The sequence below is a fragment of the Gemmata algarum genome, assembly GCF_034097035.1.
Taxonomy (GTDB): domain Bacteria; phylum Planctomycetota; class Planctomycetia; order Gemmatales; family Gemmataceae; genus Gemmata; species Gemmata algarum.
Genome location: NZ_JAXBLV010000002.1, coordinates 1 through 14,362, shown reverse-complemented (window position 1 = coordinate 14,362; position 14,362 = coordinate 1). Strand labels below are relative to the sequence as shown.

The 14,362-nt window shown below is 71.3% G+C and carries 11 protein-coding genes; 6 read left to right on the top strand and 5 right to left on the bottom strand.

Annotated features, from left to right (window positions below; translation table 11 throughout):
* Window positions 1-152: 152 nt before the first annotated feature.
* A complete protein-coding gene (locus R5W23_RS01290) occupies window positions 153-1,145 on the bottom strand; it encodes an ROK family protein (RefSeq protein ID WP_320684765.1) in 993 nt (330 codons plus the stop codon).
* Window positions 1,146-1,451: 306 nt separating this feature from the next.
* Here R5W23_RS01290 and R5W23_RS01285 point away from each other — a divergent pair, with 306 nt between their 5' ends.
* A complete protein-coding gene (locus R5W23_RS01285; RefSeq protein ID WP_320684764.1) occupies window positions 1,452-2,117 on the top strand; it encodes a HEAT repeat domain-containing protein in 666 nt (221 codons plus the stop codon).
* Window positions 2,118-2,237: 120 nt separating this feature from the next.
* On the opposite strand, the gene R5W23_RS01280 is transcribed toward R5W23_RS01285, so the two are convergent.
* The gene (locus tag R5W23_RS01280) at window positions 2,238-3,035 is read right to left on the bottom strand and encodes an SDR family NAD(P)-dependent oxidoreductase (RefSeq protein WP_320684763.1); all 798 of its coding nucleotides are present in this window, start codon (window positions 3,033-3,035) and stop codon (window positions 2,238-2,240) included.
* A gap of 35 nt (window positions 3,036-3,070) precedes the next feature.
* The gene (locus tag R5W23_RS01275; RefSeq protein ID WP_320684762.1) at window positions 3,071-3,874 is read right to left on the bottom strand and encodes a segregation and condensation protein A; all 804 of its coding nucleotides are present in this window, start codon (window positions 3,872-3,874) and stop codon (window positions 3,071-3,073) included.
* A gap of 331 nt (window positions 3,875-4,205) precedes the next feature.
* Between R5W23_RS01275 and R5W23_RS01270 the strand changes: the two genes are divergently transcribed.
* Complete coding sequence (locus R5W23_RS01270) at window positions 4,206-4,595, top strand: PilZ domain-containing protein (protein ID WP_261188080.1); 390 nt, start codon at window positions 4,206-4,208, stop codon at window positions 4,593-4,595.
* A 141-nt stretch (window positions 4,596-4,736) separates the two neighbouring features.
* Here the strand turns inward: R5W23_RS01270 and R5W23_RS01265 are convergent, their stop codons facing one another.
* Window positions 4,737-5,549: a sigma-70 family RNA polymerase sigma factor gene (locus tag R5W23_RS01265; RefSeq protein WP_320684761.1), complete on the bottom strand. Its 813-nt coding sequence runs from the start codon at window positions 5,547-5,549 to the stop codon at window positions 4,737-4,739.
* A gap of 115 nt (window positions 5,550-5,664) precedes the next feature.
* Entirely contained in the window at window positions 5,665-6,276 is a 612-nt protein-coding gene (locus R5W23_RS01260) for an HAD family hydrolase (protein WP_320684760.1), read from the bottom strand.
* Window positions 6,277-6,435: 159 nt separating this feature from the next.
* On the opposite strand from R5W23_RS01260, the gene R5W23_RS01255 reads away from it, so the two are divergent.
* The 4 genes from R5W23_RS01255 to R5W23_RS01240 all read left to right on the top strand — a co-directional run.
* Window positions 6,436-7,422 (top strand): ABC transporter ATP-binding protein, encoded by a 987-nt coding sequence (locus R5W23_RS01255; RefSeq protein ID WP_320684759.1) that lies wholly within the window; start codon window positions 6,436-6,438, stop codon window positions 7,420-7,422.
* A gap of 112 nt (window positions 7,423-7,534) precedes the next feature.
* The gene (locus tag R5W23_RS01250; protein ID WP_320684758.1) at window positions 7,535-9,352 is read left to right on the top strand and encodes an ABC transporter permease; all 1,818 of its coding nucleotides are present in this window, start codon (window positions 7,535-7,537) and stop codon (window positions 9,350-9,352) included.
* A 53-nt stretch (window positions 9,353-9,405) separates the two neighbouring features.
* Complete coding sequence (locus R5W23_RS01245; RefSeq protein WP_320684757.1) at window positions 9,406-11,610, top strand: DUF7088 domain-containing protein; 2,205 nt, start codon at window positions 9,406-9,408, stop codon at window positions 11,608-11,610.
* Between the two features lie 263 nt (window positions 11,611-11,873).
* The coding region (locus R5W23_RS01240) for a DUF4340 domain-containing protein (RefSeq protein ID WP_320684756.1) at window positions 11,874-14,362 on the top strand (2,489 nt) is incomplete at its 3' end.

The window sequence follows — 14,362 nt, the reverse complement described above, 5'->3', positions numbered from 1 at the left end:
AGAAGATGTTGACAGGATTAACAGGATAAACAGGATCTATCTTTATCCCGTTCATCCTGTTAATCCTGTCAAAACCTGTCTTCATGAGCACGAGACTCGTGTGGGCCGGAACGAGCCGCGACCATCCGCCCACGCTCTCACCCGTTCTTAGCTCATTTACCGCGGGCGAGCAGCCGGGCACAGCCGGCGGCGCCGATGAACCCGGCGTCGGAGCCCAGGCTCGCGAACGTGATCTTGACCGACTTGGTCGGGAACGGCAGCCCGAACCGCTTCACGTAGTTGTCGATCTTCGAGCGGAACCACTCGCCTGCGGCCACCATGCCGCCCCCGAACACGATCACCTGCGGGTCCACGGTGGCGATCACCGCGCACGCGCCCAGGGCCAGGTAGTACGCGGTGTCGTCCACCACCTTGAGCGCCAGCTCGTCGCCCTCGGCGGCGTGCTGGAAGATGACCTTGGCGGTGAAGTCCTCGTCGTTGGCGGTGTAGTAGTTGCGGAGCTTGCTCGCCGGGCCGCGCCAGCACGCCATGTCCTCGCGGGCGCGGCGCACCACGTTGGTGGCGCTGCCGTAGGCCTCGAGGCACCCGCGGGCGCCGCACCCGCACTGCCGCCCGGTGTCCGGCATGGCGATCCGCAGGTGCCCGAGCTCGCCCCCGTGGCTGTGCTCGCCCTCGATGATCCGGTCGTCGATGATGATCCCGCCGCCCACCCCGGTGCCGAGGGTGAACAGCACCATGCTCCGCGCGTCGCTCGCGGCCCCGACCCAGAACTCGCCGTAGGCCGCCGCGTTGGCGTCGTTCTGGTACGCCGTGGGCTTGCCGAACGCCTGCGCGACGTGGTGGCGGACGGGGACGTTCTTCCACGGCTTGAGGTTCGGCGGGTCGAGGATCAGGCCCGCCTTGATGTCCATCAGCCCCGGGGTGGCGACCCCGATGGCGGCGATGTCCGCGAGGGTCAGGCCGGCGGCGGCGACGGCCCGGCGGATCGTCTCGCACATCGTCTCCAGCCCCTCCTCCTGCCCGCGCTCGGGGTTGGTGTCCATCACCACCGGCTTCGACAGCGGCACCCCGGCCCCGGTCACCACCGCGGCCTTCATGGTCGTGCCGCCGACATCGAGCCCGACGTAATTTTCCGGAGCGGCCATCGTTACCTCGTGGGTGGGTGTGCGGTGCCGGTGCCGACGGCCCGTGCGTTGCCCCGGTCCCGGAACGGAACACGAGACACCAAACGCCGCACACGTTCCACCCGTTTTACCGACGGCGCCACGGTTATGACAGGTGAAGCGCTAACGGCGGTTAACAGCGGTCGCCGGCGCTAACGCCCGGCCGCGGCCGGGGCAAATTGCCCGGTTCCGCGCGCCCCGGCCGCGGCCGGTGACCTACGGTTGGGGGGAGAACGTAAGCCCACCCGCGACCCGCTCAGCGGTCGCCCCGCTCGGAAGCTCCGGCACATGGAACCGCTCACCCCGCACGTGATGCACAAGCTGGTCTTCACGATACTCGTCCACGGCCTGCCGGACGCGCAGACCAACGTGGCATACGAGGTACTCATCGAAGCCCAGAACAACCCGAACCCGCAGGTGCGGGAGCTGGCGGTGGTGGCCCTGGCGGAACTGCCGGTGCCGGCCCCGAAGCGGGTGGCGGCGCTCTCGAAGGGGCTGCGGGACACCTCCTCCCGGGTGCGCCGCCGGGCCGCCCGGGCGCTGGGCGACTTCGGGGTGCAAGCGATCCCGGCGGTGCCCGCACTCGTTACCGGGCTGCGGGACGGCGACACGAGCGTGCGCCGCGACTGCGCCGGCACCCTCGGGCGGCTCGGCCCGGCCGCCGGCCCCGCGGTGACGTGGCTGGTGGCGCTGCTGTCCGAGCCAGAAACCCGGAGCCGCGTGGTGGCCGCGACCGCGCTCAAGCGCGTGGGGCGTGCGGCGGTCCCGGCGCTGCTCGACGGGCTGCGGGTCGCCGACCCGGACGTGCGGGACCGTTGTACCCGGCTGCTGAACCACCTCGCGCCCGACGACGACGAGGTGGCCGGCGCCATTCGGGCCGCGGCCGAGGACGCGGCCCGGATCGACCCGGGCGCCACCACCATCCTGCCCGCCCTCGCGATGGCCGGCGGCTGATTTCGGCGCGCGGCACGAAAAGAGCCGTTCCTGACGTGGCGTGACGAACCCGCCCCGGCCCCTACCCGATTGGGGAGGCGCCGAGGCGGGTTCGTCACTTCCACGTTCAACACGAACTCCTCAACCAGCCCGGCGCCGGAGCATCAGTTTCACGGCGCGGATCACGGCCCCCCGCGGCGCGAAGCGTTCCAGGAGCAACAGCAGCCGGTTCCGCCAGCCCGGGACAACCATCCGCCGACCGGCCTTCATTGCGCGGAGTCCCACCTCTGCAACCGCGCGAGCGCTGAGCGCCTGCCCGGCGCTGAACCCACCGGTCTCCGCGCCTGCGACGGTCAGGAACTCCGTCGCCACCGGCCCGGGGCACAGCACCGTCACCGTCACACCGGTCCCGAGCAGCTCGCTGTGCAGCGCCTCCGAGAACGAGTTCACGTAAGCCTTGGTCGCGTAGTACACGGCCATGAACGGCCCCGGCTGGAACCCGGCGACCGAGCCCACGTTCAGCACGTGCCCGCGGCCCCGCGCGACGAGTTCCGGGAGGAACAGGGCGGTGAGTTCGGTCAGCGCGGTCACGTTCACCTGAACCATCCGGAGGAGCTTCCCGGGTTCGGCGCCCGCGAACGCGCCCACGTCGCCGAACCCGGCGTTGTTCACCAGCACCTCGATCCCGCCCCCTGCGGCCCGCACCGCCTCGAACAGGTGCCGCGCCGCCCCCGGCTCGGACAGGTCCGCGGGGAGCACGCGACACGCGGCCCCGTGCGCTCGTGTCAGCTCCTCCGCGAGCGCCTGGAGCTGTTCGGTCCGGCGGGCGGTGAGAACGAGGTCGTGATCCGGCGCGAGGAGCCGCGCCAGCTCGGCGCCGATCCCGGCGCTGGCGCCGGTCACGAGGGCGACCGGGCGCGCCGCGGGTGCAGTGGACATAGGGGTGGTTTCGGGTGAGTGCTGTCGCGCGGGCGTTACGACACATTAGCCGGTTCGGGCGCCGGCGGCTCGTCTTCTGGTGATCCGTCTGCCGGTGGTTCGTCGTCCGGCGCGGGCGGCAGGGACGAAGCCGCGACGAGGAAGATGTCGCCGACCGGGTCGGGCTGGTCGAGCCCCAGCCCGTGGTGCCGGATCAGTTCGAGGACGGCGAGGAAGACGCCGATGAGCCGCGGTTTGGTGTGCGGCGGCGGGAACGCGTCCCGGAACGGCAGCCGCCCGCCGGCCGCCGCAACCCGTTCCAGGAGTTGCGCCTCGTGAACGTGCTGCGGGGTGTCGTCCACCGCGATCGTGGCGGGCTGGAGCGCCTGGGTCTCGCGCATGAGCCGCGCGAACGCGCTGACCAAGTCCCACAGCTCGACCGGGCGCACGTTCGGCGTGCGGTCGCGGACCGGGTTAGGGTCGGGCGGCTCAACGCGCGCGAGCCGCTCCGCCGCCTCCTCGGCCCGCGCCTCGAGCGCGGCGGCGGCGTCCTTGAACTTCCGGTACTCCAGCAGTTGCCGGACGAGCTCGCGCCGCGGGTCCGGCTGGTCGTCGGGCGCGAACTGCGCGTCGGCCGGGAGCAGCGTCCGGCTCTTGATCTCCATAAGTGTCGCGGACATCACCAGGAACTCGCCGGCGAACTCGATGTCGAGCTCTTTGACCGCCAGGACGTAACCAAGGAACTGCTCGGCAATGGTGGCGATCGGGATGTCGAGAACGTCCACCTCGTTCCGCTTGACCAGGTACAGGAGCAGGTCGAGCGGGCCGTGGAACGCGTCGAGCCGGACGAGGTGCGACATACCGCCGCAACATAACACCCCGCGCCGGAATGTCCAGGCGGGTAGGAATCGCGCTTCCCGCGTCGGTTATTCTTCCGCCTGAGCCGGCGCCCGAGCCCCGACTGCGTCACTTTGGTAATTGTAAAAGATTAACGCATGCGACCGGCTCATGAGTGCGAGACCGGACCGTTCTCGTTCACTCCGGTGAACGCGGTTACGCCGGTCGCTGAATTCCGGCGCGGGCGCAAAGAAGTTCTAACCCGTTCTTACTTGCCGGGCCTGAAATTCGCTCCGACGAGTTCTATGGTCCCAGTGAACGGATACGTCACCTGTCCCCCTCAGGCGTACACTCATGAACCAGCTCCTCGACGCGGTCCCGACCCGAGCCCACGAGCGCCGCCGCTCGGCCCGCTTCCAGCCCGCGTTCGGCACCGTGTGCCGGGTCGGCCCCGCCAACTCCCGCCGCACCAGCGGACTCGTGTGGGACCTGTCCGCGACCGGCGTCAGCATGTTGATGGCGGACCCGCCCGCGGAAGGTGAAATCGTCCCCGCCGAGCTGGTCATGGAAATCGGCACGGAGCGGCTCGCGGTGGAACTGATGATCGTCCACGTGCGCCCGGTTTCGACCGGCGACTATTTCGTCGGCGCCCGGTTCGAGCGGTCCCTGTCGGCCGACGAGATGGCCCCGTTCGTGACGCCGGACGCCTCGCGGCCCCTGCCCGCAGCGCCACTGAGCGCCTAACCCGCGAACCGGCGCGCCCGTGTTCTTCGGGTTCGGCGTACCGCCCGGCCGCCCCCGGCCGAGCGGGTTCAACGTGCCACACGGCCGTTTCCGGGGCGAAGCGCGCCCGCTTCTGCGTTCGGTCGGGCCGGACGCGCGGCTTCAGTTGTTGTCGCCGAGCCCGGCCGCCAGCGCGGACAGCGCGGCGCTCTCGATCTGCCGCACCCGCTCTTTGGTGAGCCCCAGCGCCTCCCCGACCTCTTTGAGCGTTTTGGGCTCTTCCCCGCTCAGCCCGAACCGCAGCCGCAGCACGTCCGCGTCCCGCGGGTTCAGCCGGCCGAGTTGCTCGAACACGAGTCTGAGTTGCTCCGCCGCGTCCGCGTCCGAGCCCGAGTCGCGCGTGTCCGGGATGAGCCCCTCCAGCCCGCCGTCGGCGTCGTCCGCCTGCGTCCCGGCGCCGGCCACCTTGAGCGCCAGTTGCACCATCACCAGCTTCCGCCGCGACAGCCCGAGGTGCCCCGCCACCTCCTCCGGGGCGGGCGCCCGGCCCAGCTCGTCGCCCAGGGCGGCGGTGGCGCGGCGCCAGCGGGCCACCAGCGCGGCCATGTACGTGGGCACCCGGATCGTGCGGGCGGTGTTCACGATCGCCCGCTGGATGCTCTGCTTGATCCAGAAGCTGGCGTAGGTGCTGAACCGGGTGCTCATGCCCGGGTCGAACCCCTCGACGGCGCGTAACAGCCCCATGTTCCCCTCGGCGACCAGGTCGTCGAGGGAGAGCCCGCGGCCGGTGTACCCGCGGGCCAGGTTCACGACCAGCCGCAGGTTGGCGCGCACCATCCGGTCCCGGGCCGCGGGGTCGCCGTCCAGAATGCGCCCGCCGAGCTCGCGCTCCTCGGTGGCGGACAGGAGCGGGGTACGGTCGATCTCGCGCAGGTAGGCGGACATGGCGGTGCCGCCGGGAGCAGAGGTGCCCATCGCTTTCTCCGGACCGTCGCGGGCGCATCGGGCGCCGCGCGGCAGTTGATTGAACCAGAGCGGGTCGCGCCACGCAAGGGGCCACCCCGCAGCATTCTCCGTGCCCGGGCCGCGGTCACGCGCCCGGCGCGCGGGTCACCCACGGCCGCACGTCCACCCCGAGCATCCTGGCCCGCCGGGCCGCCTCCAGCCCGATGTCGGTGTCCTCGAACACCACGCACCGCGGCGGCTCCGCGCCCAGCCGCCGGGCCGCCTCCAGGAACACGTCCGGGTCGGGCTTGTGGCGGGCCGTGTCCTCGGCGGTCACGATCGCGTCGAACCAGTCCCGCACGTTCAGCCGGTCCAGGGTCCGGGTGATGGTGTCGCGGTACCCGCCGCTGGCCACCGCGATCGGCACCTTGCCGCGGTGCGCCGCCGCGATCATCAGCACCGCCTCGACCGGCTCGACCGCGTCCAGGAACGTCAGGAACGTGGCCTCCTTTTCTCGCACCATGCCGTCCACGTCCGGCACCGCGACGCCGGCCTCGCCGGCGAGCACCCGGATGATGCTGGCGGTGGGCATCCCGCCCATCGCGTAGAACCGCGGCTCGGGGAACGGGATGCCGTACCGGCCCAGGAGCGCGAGCCACGCCTTGTAGTGCGCCGGCATCGTGTCCGCGAGCGTCCCGTCGCAGTCGAAAATGAGGGCGGCGGTGCCCGGGGGCGGGGTCCAAACGTGGGTCTGCATGTCGCGCTCGTGGCGTGCGTGGTAAGGCGGTCCTACGGACCAGTTTACCCGCCCGCGCCAACTTGTCGGGCCGGTTCGGCGTCATATCATTGTGATTCGTCCAACTCGGCGAAGCCGCCCGCTCTGCATCCACACAGGCCGCAACACGAACGGACGAACATGCAGACGCCCGCGATCGACGTTCAGAATCTGTGCAAGAACTACGGCCCGGTCCAGGCCGTGGACAACATCACCTTCCAGGTGCCGCACGGCGAGCTGGTCGGGTTCCTCGGGCCGAACGGGGCCGGGAAGTCCACCAGCATGCGCATCCTGACCACGTGGCTGCCCGCGTCGAGCGGGTACGCGCGGCTCAACGGCTACGACGTGATGTACGAGTCGATGCAGGTGCGCAAGCACATCGGGTACCTGCCCGAGAGCGTGCCGGTGTACGGCGAGATGCGGGTGAAGGAGTACCTGACGTACCGCGCCAAGCTGAAGGGCGTGGACCGCCGCGGCCGCGCCGCCAAGATCGACGAGTGCATGGCCAAGGGCCGCGTGCAGGGCGTCGCGAACCGGCTGCTCAGCACCCTCTCGAAGGGGTACCGGCAGCGCGTGGGGCTGGCCGACACGCTCCTGGCCGACCCGCCCATCCTGATCCTCGACGAGCCGACCAGCGGCCTGGACCCGGTGCAGATCGGCGAGACGCTGGCGACCATCAAGGCGCTCGGCGGCCGGCACACCATCCTGTTCTCGACGCACGTGCTGCCGGAGGTCGAGCGGGTCTACGACCGCGTCATCATCATCGACAAGGGCCGGATCCGGTTCGACGAGACGAAGAAGGCGATCGAGGGCCGCGAGGCCACGTACCTGCTGGAGGTGCGCGGCCCGGCCGACGCGGTCGCCGGGTTCCTCCGGGAGCAGCCCGAGCTGGCGGCCGTGGAGGCCAAGCCCGTCGAGCCGGACCTGACCGCCTTCGAGCTGAAGGCCCGAGACCGGAAGGACCCGCGCGAGCTGCTGGCGGCGCGGGTGGCGGCGAAGGGCTGGGGCCTCCGCCGGGTGGAGGTGCAGCGGCCGAGCCTGGACGCCATCTTCAACGACGTGGTCCGCCGCCGCGAGACGGTCGCGGTCGCCCCGGCGACCGAACCCGACGCGGCCCCGGCGGCGTAACAGGTTCGGCGGCGGGCGCCGCCGCCCGGTTCTTGGGTTCTTGAGTCTTGGTTTTCGATCCCGTCGGGGGGCCGACGCCCCCCGCTCGCCGGTTCGCAAGCAGCGGAGCACTATGAGCAGCACCCCGCCCGCGACGACCGACTCGCCCGCGCCGCCCCCCGCCGCGGCGGTGCCGCTGCCCGGCCCCGTCGAGGTGTCCGGCCCGTCCGAGCTGATGGCCGAGGGGCCGGCGCTCGCCCGGCTGGTCGGGTTCGTCGGCCTGTTCCTGCTGGTGCTCGGCACGGTCGTGGTGGTCGCCACCCGCGCCACCGGGCAGGCCCGGCTCCTGCCCGAGGGGTGGGGGTTCCTGTTCGCCGGCCTCGGCGTGGCCATGATGCTGTACCACGCGGTCACCGACGGCGAGCAGGAGGTGCGCCGGATGTACGGCCTCCTGGCCGCGACGCTGTTACTGGTGGCGCTGGTCGCGGCCGTGCTGCCGGGCGCGCCCAAGGGGAGCCCCGACAAGGTGATCGGGCACTACCTGCTCCCGTGGGGGCTCACCGGCGGGTTCCTGGCGCTGCTGTTCGCGATCCCGTTCGTGCGGCACGAGACCGACGAGCTGTTCCGCTCGATCGGGCTGAACGGCATCCTCGCGGTCGGCGCGCTGCTGTGCGTCGGGGTGCTGGTGAAAGGCGTCCAGGACCCCGACTGGCTGGCGGGCACGGGGCTGGCCCTGGCGGTGCTGGGGCTGAGCTTCCTCGCGGCGTACCTGGGGCAGGTGAACACCGACGAGGGCACCGGGTACACGGTCGCGTTCGCGCTCGGCGCGGTGGGGGCGGCGGCGGCGCTGTACGCGGCCGGCCGGGCGGCGTTCCCGGCGGTGCTATACGACGGCCCGTCGGTCTTGCGGAACGAGTTCCAGGCGCTGGACGCCTGGAAGGTCGCGGGCCGGGCGGGCGTAGTGCTGGCGGCCCTCGGGCTGGTGGCGCTCGGCGCCCTGGGCAAGTTCCCGGGCTGGCTCCGCGCGTCCCTGGCGGCCGTGGGGCTGACCACGACGGCCGTGTTCGTGCTCGCGAGCACGAAGGCGGTGCTGACGCAGCCGCCGGCCCCGTTCCTGGTGCCGGGCGGGCTGCTCATCGGCGGGATCGGGCTCACGTACCTGATGCTCGCCCTCGGGGTGTGCTCGGACGCCCAGTTCGTCACCCTCACCCGGCGCGAGTTCTCGACGTACTTCTACTCCCCCATCGGGTACCTGGTGCTGGCCGGAATGGCCCTGATCCACTGGGCCGGCTACGTCCTGTTCGTGAACCTGCTGTCGAGCGCGACGATGGGCGGCCGCGAGGCGATGCCCGAGCCGATCGTGCGGAACTACATCTTCGCGCTGTTCCCGGTGATCGGCGTCACGGTGCAGGTCGCGGCGCTGACGATGCGGCTGTTCGCCGAGGAGAAGCGGAGCGGCACCCTGGAGGTGCTGTTCACCGCCCCGGTGAACGAGTGGGTCACGGTGGCGAGCAAGTTCGTCGCCACGTGGGCGTTCTTCATGCTCTGCTGGCTGCCGGTCGGGCTGTTCCTGATCGCGCTGCGGATGGAGGGCGGGGCGCCGTTCGACTACCGGCCGCTGCTGGGGTACTACGTGGCGCTCGGGGCCACCGGGGCCGCGTTCGTGGCGATGGGGCTGCTCCTGTCGGCCCTTACCAACAACCAGATCATCGCCGCCATGCTCACGTTCCTGGGCATGCTCGGGTTCCTGCTGAACTTCGTCGGGGCGGCCATGAACATCGGCCTGAACCCGACCCTGATGGCGTTCCTCAACAAGCTGTCGTACCTGCGGCTGTGGGGCACGGCGCTGGGCGGGCAACTGCCAGTGCGCGACGTGGTCCTGTGGCTGTCGCTGGCCGTCTTCTTCCTGTTCACCTCGGTCAAGGTGCTCGAAGTGCGGCGGTGGCGCTGAGCCCCCCGCCCCGGACCCGAAGTGCCCCGAACACCCGACACCCCTGAACCGCCATGCAACCGACCAGCCCGACCCCGCCCGCGGCGCGCTCCGAACCGGTGATTGAGCTGGTCCGCACCCAGCGGCAGAACGTCGGCTACGCGCTACTCGTCGCGTCCGCGGTGTGCCTCGCGCTCACCGGCTGGCTGGCCCTCAAGACCAGCCGCATCTCCGCCCCGGCCGAGGCGCCGAAGAACGAAAAGGGCAAACTCGACGACCCGTTCGCCCGCACGGCCGAGCTCTCGCAGCCGAGCCGCTTCGACTACGTGATCGGCGCGCTGGGCGCGTTCGAGTGGTGCGTCACGTTCGGCGGCATCGGCGCGGCCCTGCTGGCCCGGCGGCCGAAGCTGACCCTGGCGGAGCAGCACACCGAGGCCCGGCTGGTGGTGCTGGTGCTCGGCTCCTCGCTCGGCTCGGCCCTGATCGTGCTCGGGGCCACGTACTTCTACAACTGGAGCGAGAGCGTCACCAAGTGGCTCGACCAGGGCGAGCGGGCGGAGGCCAGGTGGGTGCTCACGCCGCTGCTGATCGTGGTCGTGGGCGGCGCGCTGACGTTCGTCGCGGCGCAGCCGGCCCGGGCCGAGGAGCGCAACAACGCCCGCGTCCGGCAGTTCATCTACGGGTCGAACTTCGGGCTGACGGTGCTGATGCTGTTCGTGGTGCTGGTCATCGTCAACGTGGTGGTCGCGCTGCGGGTGCCGAACAAGCTCGACACCACCCAGACCGGGATGTACACGCTCAGCCCGCAGACCAAGCAGCTGCTGGAGACCCTGGAGCAGCCGATCCAGGCCTACTCGATCTTCCAGGAGAACGACCCGGTCGCCGAGGACCTGAACCGGCTGCTCGCCAACTGCCAGGACGCGGCCCGGGGCAAGTTCCGCGTGACCCTGCTCAACCCGGCGCTGAACAAGGCCGAGATCGCCAAGCTCCGCTCCGACTACCCGCAGGCCGAGCTGAGCCGCGAGGGGCTGCTGCTGGTGGCCGGCGGCGAGGGCGACCGCAACCGGCACTCGTTCCTCCGGGCCGACGAGTTCGAGGAGAGCAAGCCCGACGCCCAGGGGCGGCAGGTGCCGGTGTTCAACGGCGAGCCGAAGCTGCTCCGCGAGCTCCTGTTCCTGGCCGAGAACAAGCAGAAGCCGAAGGTGTACTTCACGCAGTCGTCCGGCGAGCTGGCGCTGGCCGGCGGCGCGGACCGGCGGCGGTCGGCGGCCGGGCTCAAGGCGTACCTGGAGAAGAACTACTTCGAGGTGGTGCCGCTGAAGGCCGACCCGGGCGCCCCGGCGCGGGTGCCCGACGACGCCACCGCGGTGGTGATCGCGGACCCGACCGCGACGCTCCCGCCCGCCCTCTCTGACGCGATCCGTGACTACATGACGCGGACGCTGCCGGACGGCCGCAAGGGCAAGCTGGTGGTGCTGGCGGGGCAGCAGCCGGGCGCCGACGGCAAGCCACTGGTGACCGGCGTGGAGCCCGTCCTCCAGAGTTTCGGCGTGCGGCTGTCGGACCGGTTCCTGTACGCCGCCCCGAACGACGAGCTGGGCGCGCTGGACCGCGCCCGCGGCACCCGGGTGATGCTGGGCCGGCTGACCCAGGAGGCGGTGGACGCCCGCAACCCGGTGGCCCTCGGGTTCAACCGGATGTCCGCCCTGGCGCTGCTGGACTGCCGCGAGCTGGCCGCGGCCCCCGGCGGCAACGCCAAGACGGTCACCCTGTTCCTGAGCGACCCCGGCCGGGAAACGTGGTCCCCGCCCCGGTACGAGCCCGACCCGGCCCGCGCGTGGGGGGAGTTCACCCAGCGGGTGAACCGCATCTTCGCGGGGGCGGGCACGCTGGACGAGAAGCGCCGGGCGGCCCAGCCGCTCGTGGCCGAGATGCAGATCAGCGACGAGCCGCGCCCCCTGGTGGTGTTCGCGTCCGAGGGGCCGACGGCGCGGGTCGCGGTGTTCGGGTGCGGGTGGTTCGCCAGCGACGACGCCGAGCGCACCGCCAGCGACCGGTTCGGCGCCCGCAACGCCACCGTCTGGCTGGACCTGATGGGCTCGACGCTCGACTGGGTGCGGGACCGCCCGACCGTCAGCGGGCCGAGCGAGAAGCAGTACACGGTGTACCAGTTGCAGCCCGGGTACAGCAGCCTGCGGCTGATCTGGGTGCCGCTCGGACTGGCGCTGGTGTCGGTCGCCGGGCTCGGCGCCGGCGTGTGGGTGATCCGCCGCAAGTGAGCCGCGCCCGGGGCACCGCTCTCCCGCGCCCCGCCGCGCAACACCACGTCGTCCGGGCGACAGACGAAGCCGAGCCGAGCACGGACCGGTCGTGCGTTCCCCCTCACGCGAGCGGGTAAAGGGGAACGCGGGGCCGAGCCCCGCCCGCGCCGCGGGGCCGAGCAGTAGCAGCGCCGCGGGCGGAACGCGCCCCGGCCCGACCATCTCCTGGTGACACGAAGCCGCAGCGCCAGACGCACCGACCGCCACGGGGGCAACCGCCGATGAACTTCCGCCTGACCGCCATCCTGTTCGGGATCGTTTTTGTAATCGGGGTGGTCCTGCTCATCCTGTCGTTCGACGCCCCCGACACGTCCCCCGCCGGGGTGCTGGTGGCGGAGCTGGACACGGCCGGCAAGAAGTCCGACGACGTGGACGAGATCGAGTTCGAGCGCCCGGGCGCCGAGCCGCTGCTCATCAAGCGCACCGACAAGGACCGCAACACCTGGCAGATCCAGAAGCCGATCGCCGCGCCGGCGGACGCGTCCCGGGTGCAACCGGTGATCGTCGCGCTGCTGAAGGCCAAGCCCACCACGTACGCGGGCAACACCGGCAACCCGGCCGCCCACGGGCTCGAACCGGTGGGCCTGAAGGTGACCCTGCGGGCCGGGGACAAGTCCTCGACCATCAACCTCGGTGACGTCACCCTGGGCGACAAGGGCGTGGTGTTCGTCACCACGTCCGCGCAGCCGAAGCGGTCGATGGCGGTGCGCCGGGACGACCTGATGGCGCTGTTCCGCGAGCCGAAGGACGGGTCGGCCGCGGCGCTCGCGAAGTGGACCGCCGATTACCGCGCCACCAACGTGTTCCCGGCGAACCCCCAGTCCGTCGGCGAGGACGTGGCGAGCGTGCGGCTCGAGCTGCCGAACAAGAAACAGGCGCTGGCGCTGACCCACACGACGAGCGGGCCGTGGACGTTCGACGCCCCGGCCAACTGGGGCGACGCCGACGTGGAGGGGGACGCGGTCCCGCTGCCGGGCACGTTCACCGGCGTGCGGCGGCTGCTGGGCGCGCTCACCAGCCTCAACGCGGCGACCCCGGCCGACTTCATCGACCAGCCCAAAGACCTGAAGGAGTACGGGCTCAACGCCGACAACCCGGACCTCGTGAAGGTGGAACTGAAGACGCGCGACGGGCAGTCGGCGACGGTCTTCCTGGGCAAGCGCGAAACGGCCCCGGCCGCTCCCGCGATGCCGGGAGCGGCGCCGCAGCCCAACTCCAAGGTCTACGTTCGGGTGGAAGGGCTGCCGGGGGTGATCCGGGCCACCGCGGGCGACCTGACCGGGCTGAACGGAGTGATCGCCGACCCTGCGCCGCTCCGCGACCGCACCCTGGTGACGGTGGACCGGAGCAAGGTGGACGGGATCGACATCGCGCTGCCGGGCCAGCCGGCGGTCACGAAGCTGCGCCGGGCCGGCGGGCCGGTGTGGCGGCTGTACGGTGCCCCGAACGACCCGCAGCCGGCCTACGGCGCGGCGGTGGACAAGTTCCTCGACGTGGTACTCGCCCGGCGCACGGTCAAGGACTTCCCGGCCGCAGCGAACTTCCCGGTCGCGGCGACGGTGTCCGTGTGGGCCGACGGGTTCTTGCCCTCGGCCGACCCGAAAACCGAACCGACCAAGAAGGGGGAGCCGATCAAGCTGGAGTTCGGCCCGCGGGAGGGCGACTCGGTGCGCGTCCGTCGCACGGCCCCGGGGCAACCGCCGGTGGAGTTCATCCTGCCGGCCCAGGTGCGGGTCGGGGCCGGGCTGGACGCCGCGGACGTCGAAGCGTCGGTGAAGAAGACGCGGCTGGATCTGCTGGACCCGTCGCTGCCCACCTTCGGCTCGGACGCGGTCACGACGCTGACCGTGAGCGGCGCGAACGGGTTCACCGTAACGAAGGACGAGAAGCCGGACCCGACCACGAAGGAAGTGCTGTGGCGGTACACGCCCCCGGAGGCGAAGAAGGGGCAGGTGGCCGACGCCAAAACCCTGGACGGGTTGCTGCAACTGCTGAGCACGACGCAGTCGGTGACGCGGTTCGTGGACGAGTCGCTCGACGCCGCCAAGCCGGACGAGGCCAAGAAGCTCGAGGAGTACGGGTTCGTTCCCGGCCCGCGGATGAAAGTGGTCGTGGGTCTGAGCCCGACATCACCGGACAAGGAACGGGTGTACGAGTTCGGAAAAGACGCCGCGGACCCGAACTTCGTGTACGCCCGGGTGGGCGGCCGGAGTGCCGTGTTCACGCTCCCGCGGCTGGTGTTCGACCGGTTCGTGAACCCGGACCTGCGCGACCGGCTGGTGCTGCGGGCGGTGCCGGCGACAGTGAACAAGGTGGAGTTGCGGGGCTGGGGCGACGCCGGGTTTGTGACCGAACTGATCTTCGAGAAGAGCAAGGAGGGCGGCTGGGTCGCGACGAAGGCGCCGCCCGGGTACACGGCGGACCCGGCCAAGGTGAGCGCGTTCGTGGACATCCTGACCCGCGAGCGAGCGAAGACGTTTGAGAAGGGTGTTCCGGAAGGTAAGCACGGCTTCGGCGACCCGAAGGCGTCGTTGCAGGTGGTTCTGCACTGGCCGGGCGGGGCGGTGCCGCTGACCTTCGGCTCGTCGCCGGATAACGGCGCGTCGTATTACATGTGGTCCGGCTGGTTGCCGAAGAGCGACCCGGTGTTCACGTTCGACGCCGCCCTGCTCAAGCCGTTCAAGGAGAAGCCGGGCGGGTTCGCGAAGTG

Coding starts and splice junctions, on each gene's coding strand:
- R5W23_RS01280 (WP_320684763.1), bottom strand. CDS start 3,035: ATGTCCACTGCACCCGCGGCGCGCCCGGTCGCCCTCGTGACCGGCGCC.
- R5W23_RS01245 (WP_320684757.1), top strand. CDS start 9,406: ATGCAACCGACCAGCCCGACCCCGCCCGCGGCGCGCTCCGAACCGGTG.
- R5W23_RS01265 (WP_320684761.1), bottom strand. CDS start 5,549: ATGGGCACCTCTGCTCCCGGCGGCACCGCCATGTCCGCCTACCTGCGC.
- R5W23_RS01285 (WP_320684764.1), top strand. CDS start 1,452: ATGGAACCGCTCACCCCGCACGTGATGCACAAGCTGGTCTTCACGATA.
- R5W23_RS01250 (WP_320684758.1), top strand. CDS start 7,535: ATGAGCAGCACCCCGCCCGCGACGACCGACTCGCCCGCGCCGCCCCCC.
- R5W23_RS01255 (WP_320684759.1), top strand. CDS start 6,436: ATGCAGACGCCCGCGATCGACGTTCAGAATCTGTGCAAGAACTACGGC.
- R5W23_RS01270 (WP_261188080.1), top strand. CDS start 4,206: ATGAACCAGCTCCTCGACGCGGTCCCGACCCGAGCCCACGAGCGCCGC.
- R5W23_RS01290 (WP_320684765.1), bottom strand. CDS start 1,145: ATGGCCGCTCCGGAAAATTACGTCGGGCTCGATGTCGGCGGCACGACC.
- R5W23_RS01275 (WP_320684762.1), bottom strand. CDS start 3,874: ATGTCGCACCTCGTCCGGCTCGACGCGTTCCACGGCCCGCTCGACCTG.
- R5W23_RS01260 (WP_320684760.1), bottom strand. CDS start 6,276: ATGCAGACCCACGTTTGGACCCCGCCCCCGGGCACCGCCGCCCTCATT.